At 73.6% G+C, this 13,947-nt stretch carries 11 protein-coding genes; 3 read left to right on the forward strand and 8 right to left on the reverse strand.

Annotated elements, in window-relative coordinates:
- The first annotated feature begins 8 nt into the window (after window positions 1-8).
- Window positions 9-953 (forward strand): hypothetical protein, encoded by a 945-nt coding sequence (locus ACIBK9_RS41150; protein WP_397164313.1) that lies wholly within the window; start codon window positions 9-11, stop codon window positions 951-953.
- Window positions 950-2,128: a DUF6716 putative glycosyltransferase gene (locus ACIBK9_RS41155; protein WP_397164314.1), complete on the forward strand. Its 1,179-nt coding sequence runs from the start codon at window positions 950-952 to the stop codon at window positions 2,126-2,128. Before ACIBK9_RS41150 ends, ACIBK9_RS41155 begins: the two co-directional genes overlap by 4 nt.
- Here the strand turns inward: ACIBK9_RS41155 and ACIBK9_RS41160 are convergent.
- The 5 genes from ACIBK9_RS41160 to ACIBK9_RS41180 all read right to left on the reverse strand — a co-directional run bounded on the left by ACIBK9_RS41160 (window position 2,112) and on the right by ACIBK9_RS41180 (window position 8,677).
- Window positions 2,112-3,359: a polysialyltransferase family glycosyltransferase gene (locus ACIBK9_RS41160; RefSeq protein WP_397164315.1), complete on the reverse strand. Its 1,248-nt coding sequence runs from the start codon at window positions 3,357-3,359 to the stop codon at window positions 2,112-2,114. The two genes, ACIBK9_RS41155 and ACIBK9_RS41160, sit on opposite strands and share 17 nt — an antisense overlap.
- The gene (locus ACIBK9_RS41165; protein WP_358293003.1) at window positions 3,359-4,345 is read right to left on the reverse strand and encodes a glycosyltransferase family 2 protein; all 987 of its coding nucleotides are present in this window, start codon (window positions 4,343-4,345) and stop codon (window positions 3,359-3,361) included. Before ACIBK9_RS41165 ends, ACIBK9_RS41160 begins: the two co-directional genes overlap by 1 nt.
- Window positions 4,346-4,348: 3 nt before the next feature.
- On the reverse strand, window positions 4,349-6,385 hold the full coding sequence (locus tag ACIBK9_RS41170; protein ID WP_358293000.1) for an N-acetylneuraminate synthase family protein: 2,037 nt from the start codon (window positions 6,383-6,385) through the stop codon (window positions 4,349-4,351).
- Window positions 6,386-6,458: 73 nt separating this feature from the next.
- Window positions 6,459-7,178, reverse strand: coding sequence for a response regulator (locus tag ACIBK9_RS41175; protein WP_397164318.1), 720 nt, complete (start codon window positions 7,176-7,178; stop codon window positions 6,459-6,461).
- Window positions 7,175-8,677, reverse strand: coding sequence for an ATP-binding protein (locus ACIBK9_RS41180; protein ID WP_397164319.1), 1,503 nt, complete (start codon window positions 8,675-8,677; stop codon window positions 7,175-7,177). The genes ACIBK9_RS41175 and ACIBK9_RS41180 overlap by 4 nt, the downstream gene beginning before the upstream one ends.
- 104 nt (window positions 8,678-8,781) lie before the next feature.
- Here ACIBK9_RS41180 and ACIBK9_RS41185 point away from each other — a divergent pair, with 104 nt between their 5' ends.
- Window positions 8,782-10,110: a cation:dicarboxylate symporter family transporter gene (locus ACIBK9_RS41185; RefSeq protein ID WP_387669825.1), complete on the forward strand. Its 1,329-nt coding sequence runs from the start codon at window positions 8,782-8,784 to the stop codon at window positions 10,108-10,110.
- A 27-nt stretch (window positions 10,111-10,137) separates the two neighbouring features.
- Here ACIBK9_RS41185 and ACIBK9_RS41190 read toward each other — a convergent pair whose 3' ends face one another.
- The 3 genes from ACIBK9_RS41190 to ACIBK9_RS41200 all read right to left on the reverse strand — a co-directional run bounded on the left by ACIBK9_RS41190 (window position 10,138) and on the right by ACIBK9_RS41200 (window position 13,916).
- Window positions 10,138-10,956, reverse strand: a complete 819-nt coding sequence (locus tag ACIBK9_RS41190; protein ID WP_387669824.1) for an SAM-dependent methyltransferase — start codon at window positions 10,954-10,956, stop codon at window positions 10,138-10,140.
- Between the two features lie 47 nt (window positions 10,957-11,003).
- Window positions 11,004-12,359: an ATP-binding protein gene (locus tag ACIBK9_RS41195; RefSeq protein WP_358292990.1), complete on the reverse strand. Its 1,356-nt coding sequence runs from the start codon at window positions 12,357-12,359 to the stop codon at window positions 11,004-11,006.
- 63 nt (window positions 12,360-12,422) lie between these two features.
- Window positions 12,423-13,916, reverse strand: coding sequence for a glycoside hydrolase family 13 protein (locus ACIBK9_RS41200; protein WP_397164322.1), 1,494 nt, complete (start codon window positions 13,914-13,916; stop codon window positions 12,423-12,425).
- Window positions 13,917-13,947: the final 31 nt, after the last annotated feature.

Consider the following 13,947-nt stretch of genomic DNA (forward strand, 5'->3'; position numbering starts at 1 on the left):
GAAACAGAGTGGTCAGACAGGCGTCGGCCTGGGTGGAGTCTCCGCTCCAGATGCTGTGCGCCGTCGAGGCCCACCATGCCGGGCTGCTCGGCCCGGACACCGTGGTCGTGCCGCGCGCCGGCCTGCGTCCGCTGCGCGCCACCCGCAAGGAGCTGCGCCGCCTCGACCTGCCCGCCGGCCTGGTGCTGGACGAGCCGCGCGAGCGCATGCCGCGCCGCGTCCAGGCCGTGGGCGACGCGTTCTCCGGCAAGGTCCAGATGCGCTGGCTGACCTCCGACCCCGGCCACATCGTCGTCGTGGACGACGGCCTGGCCACGCTCAGGCTGCTCGAACTGCTGGCCGCCGGGCCGTTCCGGCCGCTGCTGCGGGCGCGGGCGACCCCCTCGCGGGCGCGCGCCCTGCTCGGCCTGGCCGCCGCGCTGCGGCTGCGGATGAGCCGGGTGTCGGTCTTCACCGCCCTGCCCGTCCCCGACGAGCTGGTCGCCGCCGTCCGGGGGGCGGGCGTGGACCTCGTCCGCCACGACTTCGCCTGGCTGCGCGCCCAGCCGCCGAGCGCCCAGGGGCCCGCCGAGCGGACGGTCGTCCTCGGCACGTCCCTGGTCCGCAACGGCCTGGTCCACCGCGACCACTACCTGCGCTGGCTGACCGACCTGGCCGGACGCGAGCCGCTGGCCTACTACCCGCACCGCCGCGAGGACCCCGTCGACCTGGCGCTGATCGGCGAACGTCCGGGCATCACCGTGCACGACGCGGGCGTGCCGGCCGAGCTGACGTTGCGCGGCCTCGACGCCGGGCAGCGGGTGCTCAGCCTGCCCTCGACCGCGATCACCTCGCTGCGGGTGCTGCTCGGCCCGCGCGGCGTCGAGGTCGAGCCCGTGGACGTTCCCGACGACTGGTGGACGAGCAGGGCGGCCCCCGGCCTGCGATCGCATTTGACAGGAGCTTCCAGGTGAGGGTGCTGGCGATAGCCGACTCCGACTCGTATCTGAAGTGGGCGGCCTGCCTGCTCGACGACCTGCCCGCGGGCTGCGAGAGCGAGCTGGTGGTGGTGCGCACCCCGATCGCGCCCTCGCCGGAGCAGATCGCGGCGGCGGTGGGCGGGCGCGCGGCGCCCCCGGTGTTGTCGGCGCGCTCGCTGCGCCGCCTGGCCGAGCGCACCCGCCCCGACGCGATCCTGGTGGGCTGCACGGGCCCGGTGGTGGACGTCCTGGTGGCCGACGTGCTGGCCGGGCTGCGGCCGGCGGGCCGGGCACGGCCGGTGTTCGTCAGCGGGCTGCCCGGCATCTCGGTGCCGGCCACGGAGAAGGCGTGGCTGTTCCGCAGCGGCTGCGACCTGTTCGTGGTCCACAGCGAGCGCGAGGTGGCCGAGTTCTCCGAGATCGCCGGCCGGCTCGGCGGGGGAGGGGCGGTCGGGCTGGCCAGGCTGCCGTTCCTGCGGCCCGGCGCGGTGTCCGGCGGCGGCGACCGGGTCGTGTTCGCCACCCAGGCCAAGGTGCCGCGGGCGCGGGAGGAGCGCGAGCGGGTGCTGACGGCGCTGGCCGAGCTGGCCGCCCGCCGCCCCGGCCTGGAGGTCGTGGTCAAGCTGCGCGCCCTGGAGCACGAACGCCAGACCCACAACGAACGCCACCACTACCAGCGGCTGTGGCGCGAGATGGGCGAGCCGGGCAGGCTGACGTTCGCGGCCGGGTCGATGCACGAGCAGCTGTCGCGGGCGGCCGGGTTCGTCACGGTCAGCTCGACGGCCGCGCTGGAGGCCGTCGCCATGGGCGTGCCGTCGCTGGTGCTGAGCGACTTCGGCGTCAGCGCCGAGATGATCAACCTGGTGTTCGAGGGCAGCGGCCTGCTCGGCACGCTGGACGACCTGGCCCTGGGTGACTTCCGCACGGCCGAGCCGCGCTGGTGCGAGGCCAACTACTTCCACCCGGCCGGCCGCGACGACTGGGCGGCCCTGCTGACCGGCCTGGCCGCGGACGGGACGCGCCCGGCCGCCCGCTCGCTGCTGGACGGCCCCGAGCACGCCGCGGCCCGCCGCCGGGCCAGGTTGCGGGTGGAGGTGCCGCCCACGATGCTGCGGGCGGGCTACCGGGCCAAGCGGCGGGTGCGCCGCTACCTCAGATCGCTGACCTGATCTTCCTGCGCAGCCTGGACAGCGCCGAGGGCGGCTCGGCCAGCCCCAGCGTCTCCAGGCGCTTGCGCTTGAAGTAGCGCCCGTCGAAGGCCCCGTCGAACCCCGGGCCCGACGGGCGCAGCTCGGGATAGGCGTCGGCCTGCATGCAGTAGCCGACCGCGCGCACCAGCGCGGGCAGGTCCGTGCGCGGCGGCTCGTCGATCACGCCGTCGGCGTTCAGCCGGGGCAGCAGCGCGTCCACGATCGTGGCCGGCACCCGGTTGCTGTTCTCGTACGGCGTCAGCCGGTCCAGCACCAGGCCGGTGCCGAAGGAGGCGACCGGCAGGCCGAAGTAGCGCCGGGCGGTCACCAGGCCGGTGGAGAAGCAGCCCACGACCAGCTCGGGCCGCTGCGTGGCGAAGCACACCTCGGCCGGCACGCTCTCCCCGGCCACCGTCAGCCGCACCCCCAGCGGTCCGGCCGCCGCGCGCAGCAGTTGCGCGTGCCGGCGTCCGGCGGCCGGGTGCGGCTTGAACACCACGTCGGTGCAGCCGCGGGCGGCCAGCGCGCGCAGCATCGAGGCGTGCAGCCCGGCCTCCTCCTCCGGCGTGACGATCTCCAGCGCCGACAGGTACTGGCCGAGGACGACCGCCTGCCCGGCGCGCAGGTCCGGCGCGGTGGCGGCCACCTCGTCCACGACCGCGCGGAAGCGCTCCTCGGGCAGCACCACGGACGGCACGCCGTACTCGCTGAGCAGCAGCGGGGTCAGGCCGGGCACCAGGTCCAGGTGGAGCAGCCGCTCGATGCGCCGGGAGATCTCCGCGGGCAGCGGGTCACGGGTCGGCCCGTAGCTCATCAGGCCGTCGGAGTAGACGGTGATCGGGCAGTCGCGCACCAGGCCGGCGATCGTGCGCGCGGGCGGCACCGCGATCGACTCCAGCACCAGCTCCTCGACGTCGTCCAGCGCCAGGTGGGAGCGGATCAGCCGCTCGAACATCGGCACCTCGATGATCCGCGCCCGCCAGTCGGAGGGGTGCAGCGGGGCGATCAGCTCGTTCCAGGAGTGCACCTCGTCGAAGCGCGAGCGCAGGGCGGCGAAGCCGGGCGTGCCGTCGAGCGGCACCGACACCTCGGGGATCGCCGCGTTGTTCGACACGATCAGCACGCGCCGGCCCGCGCCGAAGCGGCCGTCGTCGATGGCCGCGGCCAGCGACATCGCGCCGAACAGCGTCGAGGCGTAGAAGACCTTCATCAGGAGTCCTCCCGATCCCGGCGGATCCGGACGTGGGGGCTGGGGGGAATGTCGGGTACCAGGGCGCGCAGCACGGCCTCCCGCTCGACGGCCATCCGCGACACGGCGTCGGCCACCAGGGCGGGCGGCAGGCCGCGGACCATCTGCGCGCCCCGCTCCTCGAACCGGGCGCGCAGCGCGGGCGTGAACCGGCCCGCGAGCTCCAGGTGGTGGGCCAGCAGCGCGCAGAAGTTGCGCGCCGCCTTCGGCAGGAACTCCGGCTCCAGGTCCTTGAGGACCAGCTCGAAGGCGTCGAAGAAGTGCAGCTGCCGCTCGTCGCCGACCTGCGTCAGCGACCCGGACACCAGCCGCCGGTAGAACACCCCGGCCATCGGCACGACCGCGAACGTGGCCGCCTCCCGGTGCAGCCGCCAGATCCACGGCCGGTCCTCGGCGGTGTGCAGCGAGCCGGGGAAGTGCAGCAGGTCCCGCAGCGAACGCCGGTAGACCCCGGCCCATGCGTACGGGTAGTCCACCATGGTCCGCTCCCCGGCCGGCAGGATCGCCGAGCGGGGGTCGAGCACGACGCCGCGGCGCGACAGCGGGGCCCGGTGCACCACCCGCCTGCGCCCCTCCACCTGGACGTGGTCGACGCGCACGAAGTCGCAGCCGAGCCCGTCGATGGCCGCCACCAGCCCGGCCAGGTAGCCGGGCGCCAGCCAGTCGTCGCCGTCCATGAACGTGACGAACCGCCCCGAGGCGGCCGACAGCCCGGTGTTGCGGGCGTCGGCCAGCCCCACGGGGGCGGGGTTGCGCAGCACGGCCAGGCCGGGCAGGTCGCGGGCGAAGTCGGCGATGATGTCCGGGGTGGCGTCCACGGAGCCGTCGTCCACGACGATGAACTCGAAGTCGGGCCGGGCGTTGCGGGCGAGCGAGGTGAGCGCGTCGGCGATGAAGCGCTCACCGTCACGCACCGGCACGACGACGGAGAGAGTGGTCGGCGTCATGACTCAGACGGTCACCCGGCGCAGCCGGGCCTTGGGCGCCTCCTCGCCGGGGAAGACGCGCTTGACGCCGTCGCCCATGGCCTGCTCGATGATGCGGATGTCGCGGACGAGGTGCTCCAGCCCCGACGGCTCCAGCGAGGCGGCGTGGTCGGAGCCCCACATGGTGCGGTCGAGCGTGATGTGCCGCTCGACGCAGACCGCGCCCAGGGTGACCGCCGCCAGCGAGATCTGCAGGCCGCGCTCGTGCCCGGAGTAGCCGACCGGCACGCCGTAGCGCTCCTTGAGCGTGGTGATCGTGCGCAGGTTGGCCTCCTCCGGCGGCAGCGGGTACGTGGAGGTGGCGTGCATCATGATCAGCCGGTCGGTGCCGAGGATCTCGACCGCCTGGTCGATCTCCGACAGCGTGGACATGCCGGTGGACAGGATGAGCGGCTTGCCGGTGGCCGCCAGGGCGCGCAGCAGCTCGTGGTCGGCGACGCTGGCTGAGGCGATCTTGTGCGTCAGCACGTCCATGTCTTCCAGGAACTCCACGGACGGCACGTCCCACGGCGAGGCGAACCAGTGCAGGCCGCGCTCGTCGCAGTACTTCGCGATCTGCCGGTACTCGTCGTGGCCGAACTCGGTGCGCTCCTTGTACTCCAGGTACGTCATCTCGCCCCACGGCGTCTGCCTGATCTGGCCCTTCTGCTCCTCGGGCACGCAGATCGCGGGGGTGCGCTTCTGGAACTTGACCGCCTGGCAGCCCGCGTCGGCCGCCACGTCGATGAGCCGGCGGGCGAGGTCGAGGTCGCCGTTGTGGTTGATGCCGATCTCGCCGATCACGTACACCGGCTCGCCGTCGCCGACCAGCACGTCGCCGATCGCGACCGGGCCGAGCCGCGGCCGGGCCTTGGCCTCGGCGACGGGCGGCTCGGGCCGGGCGGCCACCACCAGGTCGCACAGCTCGCGCACCGCGCCGGAGCCGCCGGGCCTGGTCAGCACCACGCGGGCGGCGGCGCGCACGCGCGGGTGCGCGTCGGGGGTGGCGATCGGCCAGCCGACCTCGGCCATCGGGCCCAGGTCGTTGACGTCGTTGCCGACGTAGGCCACGCGCGCCGGGTCCAGGCCCTCGATGGCCAGCCAGTCGCGCAGCACGATGCGCTTCTCGGCCAGGCCCTGCAGCACGGGCACGCCCAGCTTGCGGGCGCGGGCGGCCACGACCGGGTTCTGCTCGGTGGACATCACCAGCACCTTGACCCCGGAGCGGCGCAGCAGCGAGACGCCCATCCCGTCCGAGCGGCTGACCAGGACCATCTCCCGGCCGTCGGAGTCGATGTAGGCGCGGTCGTCGGTGTGCACGCCGTCGAAGTCGGTGATGACCGCGTCCACGTCGATCGGCTCGGGCTTGTCGATAAACGGCGCCAGGGCGCGCACCAGCTCCAGGTCCTCGGGGTCGTCGACCTCGATGGCGTGCTGCGGCGGCACCGGCTGTACGGCGACCTCGCCGAAGAAGCGGTGGCCGTGCTCGCGCAGGCCGGCGGTGCGCATGACGTAGAAGGCGCCGTTCTCGCGGAACTGCGGCTCGCGGTCCTGCCTGCGCGGCCGCACGGCGGGGTCGTGGTTGACGCCCGCGCCCGCGGCCGTCCACAGGAACTCGTGCGTCGGCAGCCCGGACACGACCGAGTCGGCCTCGCCGTCCAGGACCTTGCGCACGGCCGCCGACAGGTCCTCGGGGTCGATGAACGCGCTGGTGCACTGCACCAGGACGACCACGTCCGGGTCCGCGCCGAGCGCGTCCAGGGCGTGCAGCACGGCCGACTCGCTGGAGGCGGTCGCGCCGCTCAGCTCCTCGGGCCGCTCCACCACGGTCGCCCCCGCCGCGCGGGCGGTCTCGGCGATCTGCGGGTGGTCGGTGCTGACCACGACCTGGTCGACGAGCTCGGCCCGCAGGCACGCCCGTACCGCGCGGGTGACCAGCGGGACGCCCCCGACCAGGGCGAGGTTCTTCAGGGGAACGCCCGCCGAACCTCCGCGGGCGGGAACAACGGCCAGGACTCGCAAGTGACTTCTCCTCAGTGCATCGGATCGCACCCAGAAGCTAAGGGCCCGGATTGAACGGGCAGCGTCACCGCCATTAACTTTCCATGGGGATCCGGTAGAGCAACTCTGGCCGGCCCACCCCGCCGTACTGCGGCACGCGCACCGCCGTCCCCAGCTCGACCAGGTGTTCCAGGTAGCGGCGGGCGGTCACCCGGGACACCCCGACGGCCTGCGCCACGCTCTGCGCGGTGCTGCCGCCGGGCCGCTCGCGCAGCCGCGCCGACACGGCGTCGAGGGTGTCGCGGGCCAGCCCTTTGGGCAGCTCGGAGCTGCCGCGCAGGGTGCCGAGCACCCGGTCGACGTCGCCCTGGGCGACGATCACGCCGGTGTCCTGCCTGAACCGGGCGTAACGCGCCAGCTTCTCGGCCAGGGTCGCGTAGGTGAACGGCTTGAGAAGGTACTGGGAGACGCCCAGCGACACCGCCGAGCGCACCGTCGCCAGGTCGCGCGCCGAGGTGACGGCGATGACGTCGCACAGCAGCCCGCCGGCCCGCACGGCGCGGCACACCTCCAGGCCGTGCATGTCGGGCAGGTACAGGTCGAGCAGGATGAGGTCGACCGGCCGGCCGCGCAGGAACCGCAGCGCCTCGCCGCCCGAACGCGCCACCCCGGCCACCTCGAACCCGGCCACCCGCTCGACGTAGACCCGGTTGGCCTCGGCCGTGATCTCCTCGTCCTCCACGATCAGCACGGAGACCGGCCCGTCCGGCCCGCTCGCCGCGCCCGCTCCGGGCCCGGTGTCCGGCCGGTTCATCGGACCCGCTCCGGGACCGGCAGCCGCACCGTGAACGCCGACCCGGCCACCTCGATCGTGCCGCCCAGCCGCCGCACCGCCTGCCCGACCAGCGCCAGCCCGAGCCCGTGGCCGTCGCCCTTGGTGGTCCAGCCCTTCGCGAACGCCTCCGGCGCGGTCAGCCCCGGCCCGTCGTCGGCCACCCTGATCACCACCCCGTCCCCGTCCGCGCTCAGGTGCACCTCGACCCTGGTGGCCGCGTCGAGGGCGTTGTCGACCAGGTTGCCGACGATCGTCACCAGGTCGCGCGGGTCCAGGCCCAGGTCGTCGAGGTCGCTGTCGGGCGTGAGCACCAGCTCGCCGCCGCGTTCGGCCGCCTCGGCGCTCTTGCCGAGCAGCAGCGCGGCCAGCACCGGCTCGCGCACCGCGCCCACCACCCGGTCGGTCAGCTCCTGCGCCGCGCGCAGCTCGGCCGTGCCCAGCGCGACGGCCTGCTCGGTGCGTCCGAGCTCGACCAGCGTGATCACGGTGTGCAGCCGGTTGGCGGCCTCGTGCGCGGCCGAGCGCAGCGAGTCGGCGAAGCCGCGTTCGGCGTCGAGCTGCCCGGCCAGTGCCTGCAGCTCGGTGTGGTCGCGTACGGTCACCACCGTGCCGAGCCTGCTGGCCGCGCCGTTGACGGCCAGCACCCGGTCGCCGGCCAGGTGCACGCGTTCCTCGTGCTCCTCGTGGCCCTCCAGCAGCGCCGGCAGGCCCAGCTCGGCCATGTGCCGGCCCTCGGCGTCCGGCGGCAGGTCCAGGAGCTGCCGCGCGGCGTCGTTGCACAGCGTCAGCGTGCCGTCGCCGCCGACCAGCAGCAGGCCCTCCCGCACGGCGTGCAGGACGGCGTCGTGGTGGTCGTGGATGCGGCCCAGCTCCACCGGGCCGAGCCCGTGCGTCTGGCGGCGCAGCCGTACGGTGACCAGCCACGTCCCGGCCGCGCCGAGGCCGAGCGCGAGGGCGGCGACCAGGCCGCTCCAGGCGACCTGGTCGCGCAGCCGGGCGCTGATCCGGTCGACCGTGATGCCCGCGCTGACCAGGGCCCGGACCCGGCCGCCGGACCACACGGGCGTCACGGCCCGCTTGGAGGGGCCGAGCGTGCCGGTGTAGGTCTCGACGAACGTCCGGCCGGCCAGGGCCCGCCCGGTGTGGCCGAGGAAGCGCCGGCCGATCTCGGCCGGGTTCGGGTGGGTGTAGCGGGTGCCGTCCGGCTTCATGATGGTGACGAAGTCGACGCCGGTCTCCTTGCGCACCCGTTCGGCGTACGGCTGCAGGGCCAGGGTCGGCTCCGGGCCGTCGAGGGCGGCGGCCACGCCCGGCGCGGCGGCCACGCTGACCGCCACGGCCCTGGCCGTGGCGCCCGCCTCCTCGGTGAGCAGGCGGTGGGCCTGCACCAGCGCGAGCACCGCGCAGCCCGTCACGGCGACCGCGACCACGACCAATTGCAGGGCCAGCATCTGGCCCGCCAGGCTCCAGCGGCGCATGAGCCCTCCTTGCGTGAACGAAACTTACTCAATCGTGACGTGGGTCACAGCGAGCCGCATAGTCGCACGACCAGCCCCTTTTTCCCAAGCGGTGGAGACCCCTCATGCGTGATCGCACGCGTTATCTGTACCTGGCCGTCATCGTGGCGGTCCTGCTCGGCATCCTGGTCGGGTTCGTCTGGCCGGAGGCGGGCAAGGAGCTCAAACCCCTCGGCACCGGGTTCGTGGCGCTGATCAAGATGCTGATCAGCCCCATCATCTTCTGCACGATCGTGCTCGGCATCGGCTCGGTACGCCAGGCCGCCAAGGTCGGCAAGGTGGGCGGCCTCGCGCTCGGCTACTTCATGGTGATGTCCACCGTCGCCCTGGTCATCGGCCTGCTGGTCGGCAACGTCATCGACCCCGGCTCCGGGCTGCACCTGACCGACGCCGCCCGGCAGGCCGCCGAGGCCGAGGCGGCCAAGGGCGAGGCCACCGGCGGGGTCGACTTCCTGCTCGGCATCATCCCCGTCACGCTGGTGTCGGCCTTCACCGAGGGCTCGGTCCTGCAGACGCTGCTGGTGGCGCTGCTGGCCGGGTTCGCGCTGCAGGCCATGGGCGAGCGGGGCGCGCCGATCCTGCGCGGCGTCGAGCACGTCCAGCGGCTGGTGTTCCGCATTCTGGCCATGGTCATGTGGGCCGCGCCGGTCGGCGCGTTCGGGGCCATCGCGGCCGTGGTCGGGGCCACCGGGATCGAGGCGCTCAAGAGCCTGGCCATCATCATGATCGCCTTCTACGTCACCTGCCTGCTGTTCGTGGGCGTGGTGCTGGGCGCGCTGCTGTGGCTGGTGGCCCGGGTCAACCTGTGGTCGCTGCTGCGCTACCTCGGCCGGGAGTTCCTGCTGATCCTGTCCACGTCGTCGTCGGAGACGGCGCTGCCGCGGCTGATCGCGAAGATGGAGCACCTCGGCGTGAGCCGGACGGTGGCCGGCATCACCGTGCCGACCGGCTACTCCTTCAACCTCGACGGCACCGCCATCTACCTCACCATGGCCACGCTGTTCATCGCCTCGGCCACCGGCGCGCCGCTGCAGGTCGGCGAGCAGGTCTCGCTGCTGCTGTTCATGATGGTCGCCTCCAAGGGCGCCGCGGGCGTGACCGGGGCGGGCCTGGCCACGCTCGCCGGCGGCCTGCAGTCGCACCGCCCCGAGCTGGTGGACGGCGTCGGCCTCATCGTCGGCATCGACCGGTTCATGTCCGAGGCCAGGGCGCTGACCAACTTCGCGGGCAACGCCGTGGCCACCGTCGTGGTCGGCACCTGGACCGGCGACTTCGACCGGGAGCGGGCCGCCGAGGTGCTGGCCGGGCGGGCGCCCTTCGACGAGTCCACGCTGATCGACGAGGAGGACGACCGCCCCGAGCCGGAGCCCGATCGGCAGGCCGCGCGCGTCTAGGGTTGCCGGCTCTCGGCGCTCGCAGCTCTAGGGTTTGCGGCCGATGCCCGCGTACCCCATGCGGGCGAAGTCGTCGTCGTAGAAAGGCGGGCTCTCGGGGTCGGTGAACGGGAAACCGAGCTCCGGCCCCTTGCCCGTGGCCAGACCGGGCGGGATCAGCTCGAAGTCGCCGAAGAAGGCGGCGATCTCCTTGCCCGGCCGCGGGCAGAACGGCGCGTTGGCCCGCCGGTAGAACTGGCTGACGCGGGCCACCCGCTCGGGCGCGTGGTCGGTGCCGACGTGCGACAGGGCCAGGTAGCTGCCGGGCGCGAGCGCGTCGCGGTAGGCGGCCACGAAGCCCTGCGGGTGGTCGGTGTCGGGGATCAGGTGCAGCAGGAACATCATGAGCACGGCGACGGGCCTGCCGAAGTCCAGCAGCCCGCGCACCTCGGGGCTGTCCAGCACCTCCCGCGGGCGCCGGACGTCGCCGTGCAGCATGGCCACCTGCTCGGGGCCGGCCAGCAGGGCCCGCCCGTGGGCGGCCACCACCGGGTCGCTGTCCACGTAGACCACGCGGGCCTGCGGCGCGTACCGCAGCGCCACCTCGTGCACGTTCTCGGCGGCCGGCAGGCCGGAGCCCAGGTCGAGGAACTGGGTGACACCCTGCTCGCACAGGTACCGCACCACCCGGCCGATCAGCAGCCGGTTCTCCCGCGTGCCGTCCCTGACCTCCGGCATCGCGCTCAGCACCAGCTCGGCCAGCTCACGGTCGGCCGGGAAATTGTTCTTTCCGCCCAGGAAGTAGTCGTACATGCGCGCGGTGTTGGGGATGTGAGGATCCACGCCCTGGGGGACTTCTTGCGTCATGAGGGCATGATCCACTAACCGGCTGCCGGAAATCTACGCTTTCGACATCAGATGGCGGGAAGCCGCAGGACGAACCGCGCCCCGCCCGGACGGTCCTCCACCCGCACGCTGCCCCGGTGGGCCATCGCCACGTCCCTGGCGATGGCCAGGCCGAGCCCGGTGCCGCCGGAGTCGCGGCTGCGGGCGGCGTCGAGGCGGGTGAACCGCTCGAAGATGCGCTCGCGGTCGGCCTCGCGGATCTCCTGGCCGTCGTTCTCCACCGCCAGCACGGCGGTGCCGCCCCTGGCCGGGCCCGCCTCCCTGGTGACCACGACCCGCACCATGGTCTCGGCGTGCCGCTGGGCGTTGTCCAGCAGGTTCGTCAGCACCCTGGCCAGTTGCAGGCGCACGCCCTCGACCACCACGCCCTCGGTCAGCTCCAGCCGGGTGGGCAGCTTGTCGCTGCGCACGGCCAGCTCCTGCCGGACGAGCTGGGCCAGGTCCACCGGCTCCCTGGCCACGTCCACCCGGGAGCCGATCCTGGCCAGCAGGAGCAGGTCGGTGATGATCGCCTCCAGCCGGTCGGTGTCCCGCAGCGCGCTGTCCACCAGCGCCTCGACGTCGGTGTCCTCCGGGTAGAGCTGGGCGCTCTCCAGCTGGGCGCGCAGCCCGGCGATCGGGGTGCGCAGCTCGTGGGAGGCGTCGGAGGCGAACTGGCGCTGCTGCAGCGCGGAACGTTCCAATCGGGCCAGCGTGTTGTTGACGGCCTTGGCCAGCATGGCGACCTCGTCCTCGCCGCCCGGCTGGGTGACCCGGTGGCTCAGGTCGCCGGCGCTGACCGCGTCCAGCTCGGCGCGCATGGTCGCCACCGGGCGCAGCGCGCGGCCGGTGACCAGCCAGGTCGCCCAGGCGGTGAGCGCGATCAGCACCGCCACCTGGGAGAACACGATCACCTCCAGCGTCTGCGAGGCCAGCACCTCCGGGGTGCTGCGGCCGGCGTAGACGATGGGGGAGTCCTCCGACATGCCGGCCTTGACCGCCGACAGGTGCACGCACTCGGTCGGCAGGCAGTTGGTGGTGTTGACCACCCGGCTCTCGGCGGTGGGCCGCACGTCGCTGAGCGGCGGCAGGTTCCTGGCCGCGTCGCTGCTGGCCAGGACGCGGCCGTCGGTGCCGACGATCTGGATCAGGTCGATGGACGGGTTGGGCACCGGGATCGTGGCGCCCTGCGGCAGCCCGCCCGCGCGCATCTCCGAGGCCACCCGCTCGGCGGTGTCCCGCGTGTCCCGGTAGACGCCGGCCGTCACCAGCGAACGCGAGACGATGCACCCGGCGACGCCCACGGGGATCAGCACGAGGGCGGCTACGGCCGTCGCGATGAGGGTGACGCGTCCGCGCAGGGAGCGGGCCCACAGGGGTGGCACTCCCCGAGACTACTAACCGTCATTGCCGCCAAATGCCGCGTCAAGGGAAAGGTTCCCCCAACCTCAACGCTGGATCCACACGGTGGTGTCCGGCGGGACCGAGCCGTCGGCCGCCAGCGGGCCGCTGGCCAGCAGCACAGTGCCGGGCACGACCGGGGCGACCGGGCGCTCGCCGGTGTTCAGCATCACGACCAGGCCGGGGTCGCGCTGGACGGCCAGCACGTCCTCGGGGGCCTCCAGCCACCGCAGCGTGCCGCCGCCGAGCGCCGGGTGCTGCTTGCGCAGCCGGAGCGCGGCCCGGTAGAGGTTCAGCGTCGAGTCCGGGTCGTGCTCCTGGGCCTCGGCCGACAGCTGCGTCCACGACGGCGGGATCGGCAGCCACGGGTCGCGCCAGCCGCAGCCCGGCTCGCTCGTCCACGGGATCGGCACCCGGCAGCCGTCGCGGCTCTCGCCGGTGCGCCGGAAGGCCGGGTCCTGGCGCAGCTCGTCGGGCAGGTCGAGGACCTCGGGCAGGCCCAGCTCCTCGCCGTTGTAGAGGTAGGCCGAGCCGGGCAGGGCCAGCATGAGCAGCGTCGCCGCGCGGGCGCGGGCCAGTCCGCCGTGCCGGGTGACGTGGCGCGGCTTGTCGTGGTTGGACAGCACCCAGGTGGTGGGCGCGCCGACCAGCTCGGCCTCCGCCAGCGACTTCTCGATCACCGTACGGAACGACTTGGCGTGGAAGTCGGCCATCATGAACTCGAAGTTGAACGCCTGGTGCAGCTCGTCGGGCCCGACGTAGCGGGCCAGCCGCTCGGGCGAGGACACCCACGCCTCGGCGACGGCCATCCGCCCGCCGGGGTAGGAGTCGAGGATCGGCCGCCACTCCCGGTAGATGTCGTGCACGCCGTCCTGGTCGAAGTAGGGCACCTGCTCGTCGCCCAGCATCTCGGCCTGGCGGCCCTCCTTCGGGCCCACGTCGGGCAGGCCCTCGGCCTTGACCATGCCGTGGGCCACGTCCACGCGGAAGCCGTCCACGCCCCGGTCCAGCCAGAAGCGCAGGACGTCGCGGAACTCGGCGCGCACCTCGGGGTTGTCCCAGTTGAGGTCGGGCTGCTCCGGCGCGAACAGGTGCAGGTACCACTGGCCGTCCTCGACCTGGGTCCAGGCCGGGCCGCCGAAGATCGACTCCCAGTCGTTGGGCCGGTCGCGGAAGATGTAACGGTCGCGCAGGCCGGCCTGGAACCAGGGGTGCCGGTCCGAGGAGTGGTTGGGGACCAGGTCCACGATCACCCGGATGCCGCGCTCGTGGGCCTCGCCGATCAGGGCGTCGAAGTCGGCCAGCGTGCCGAACATCGGGTCCACGTCCCGGTAGTCGGCCACGTCGTAGCCGCCGTCGGCCATGGGCGAGGTGTAGAAGGGGCTCAGCCAGATCGCGTCCACGCCCAGCCGCGCGAGGTGGCCCAGGCGTTCCCGCACGCCCTTCAGGTCGCCGGTGCCGTCGCCGTCGGCGTCGGCGAAGCTCCGGGGGTAGACCTGGTACACGACGGCGTCCCGCCACCAGTCGTCGTTGCCGAGCATGGCTTTCCTTCCCCCGATGTCCGTGATGTCT

It is taken from the genome of Nonomuraea sp. NPDC050227, assembly GCF_044459705.1.
GTDB lineage: Bacteria > Actinomycetota > Actinomycetes > Streptosporangiales > Streptosporangiaceae > Nonomuraea.

Bases quoted from the DNA above. Each gene is read 5' to 3' on its own strand.
- ACIBK9_RS41175 (WP_397164318.1), bottom strand. From the start codon at position 7,178: ATGAACCGGCCGGACACCGGGCCCGGAGCGGGCGCGGCGAGCGGGCCG.
- ACIBK9_RS41190 (WP_387669824.1), bottom strand. From the start codon at position 10,956: ATGACGCAAGAAGTCCCCCAGGGCGTGGATCCTCACATCCCCAACACC.
- ACIBK9_RS41165 (WP_358293003.1), bottom strand. From the start codon at position 4,345: ATGACGCCGACCACTCTCTCCGTCGTCGTGCCGGTGCGTGACGGTGAG.
- ACIBK9_RS41180 (WP_397164319.1), bottom strand. From the start codon at position 8,677: ATGCGCCGCTGGAGCCTGGCGGGCCAGATGCTGGCCCTGCAATTGGTC.
- ACIBK9_RS41185 (WP_387669825.1), top strand. From the start codon at position 8,782: ATGCGTGATCGCACGCGTTATCTGTACCTGGCCGTCATCGTGGCGGTC.
- ACIBK9_RS41200 (WP_397164322.1), bottom strand. From the start codon at position 13,916: ATGCTCGGCAACGACGACTGGTGGCGGGACGCCGTCGTGTACCAGGTC.
- ACIBK9_RS41160 (WP_397164315.1), bottom strand. From the start codon at position 3,359: ATGAAGGTCTTCTACGCCTCGACGCTGTTCGGCGCGATGTCGCTGGCC.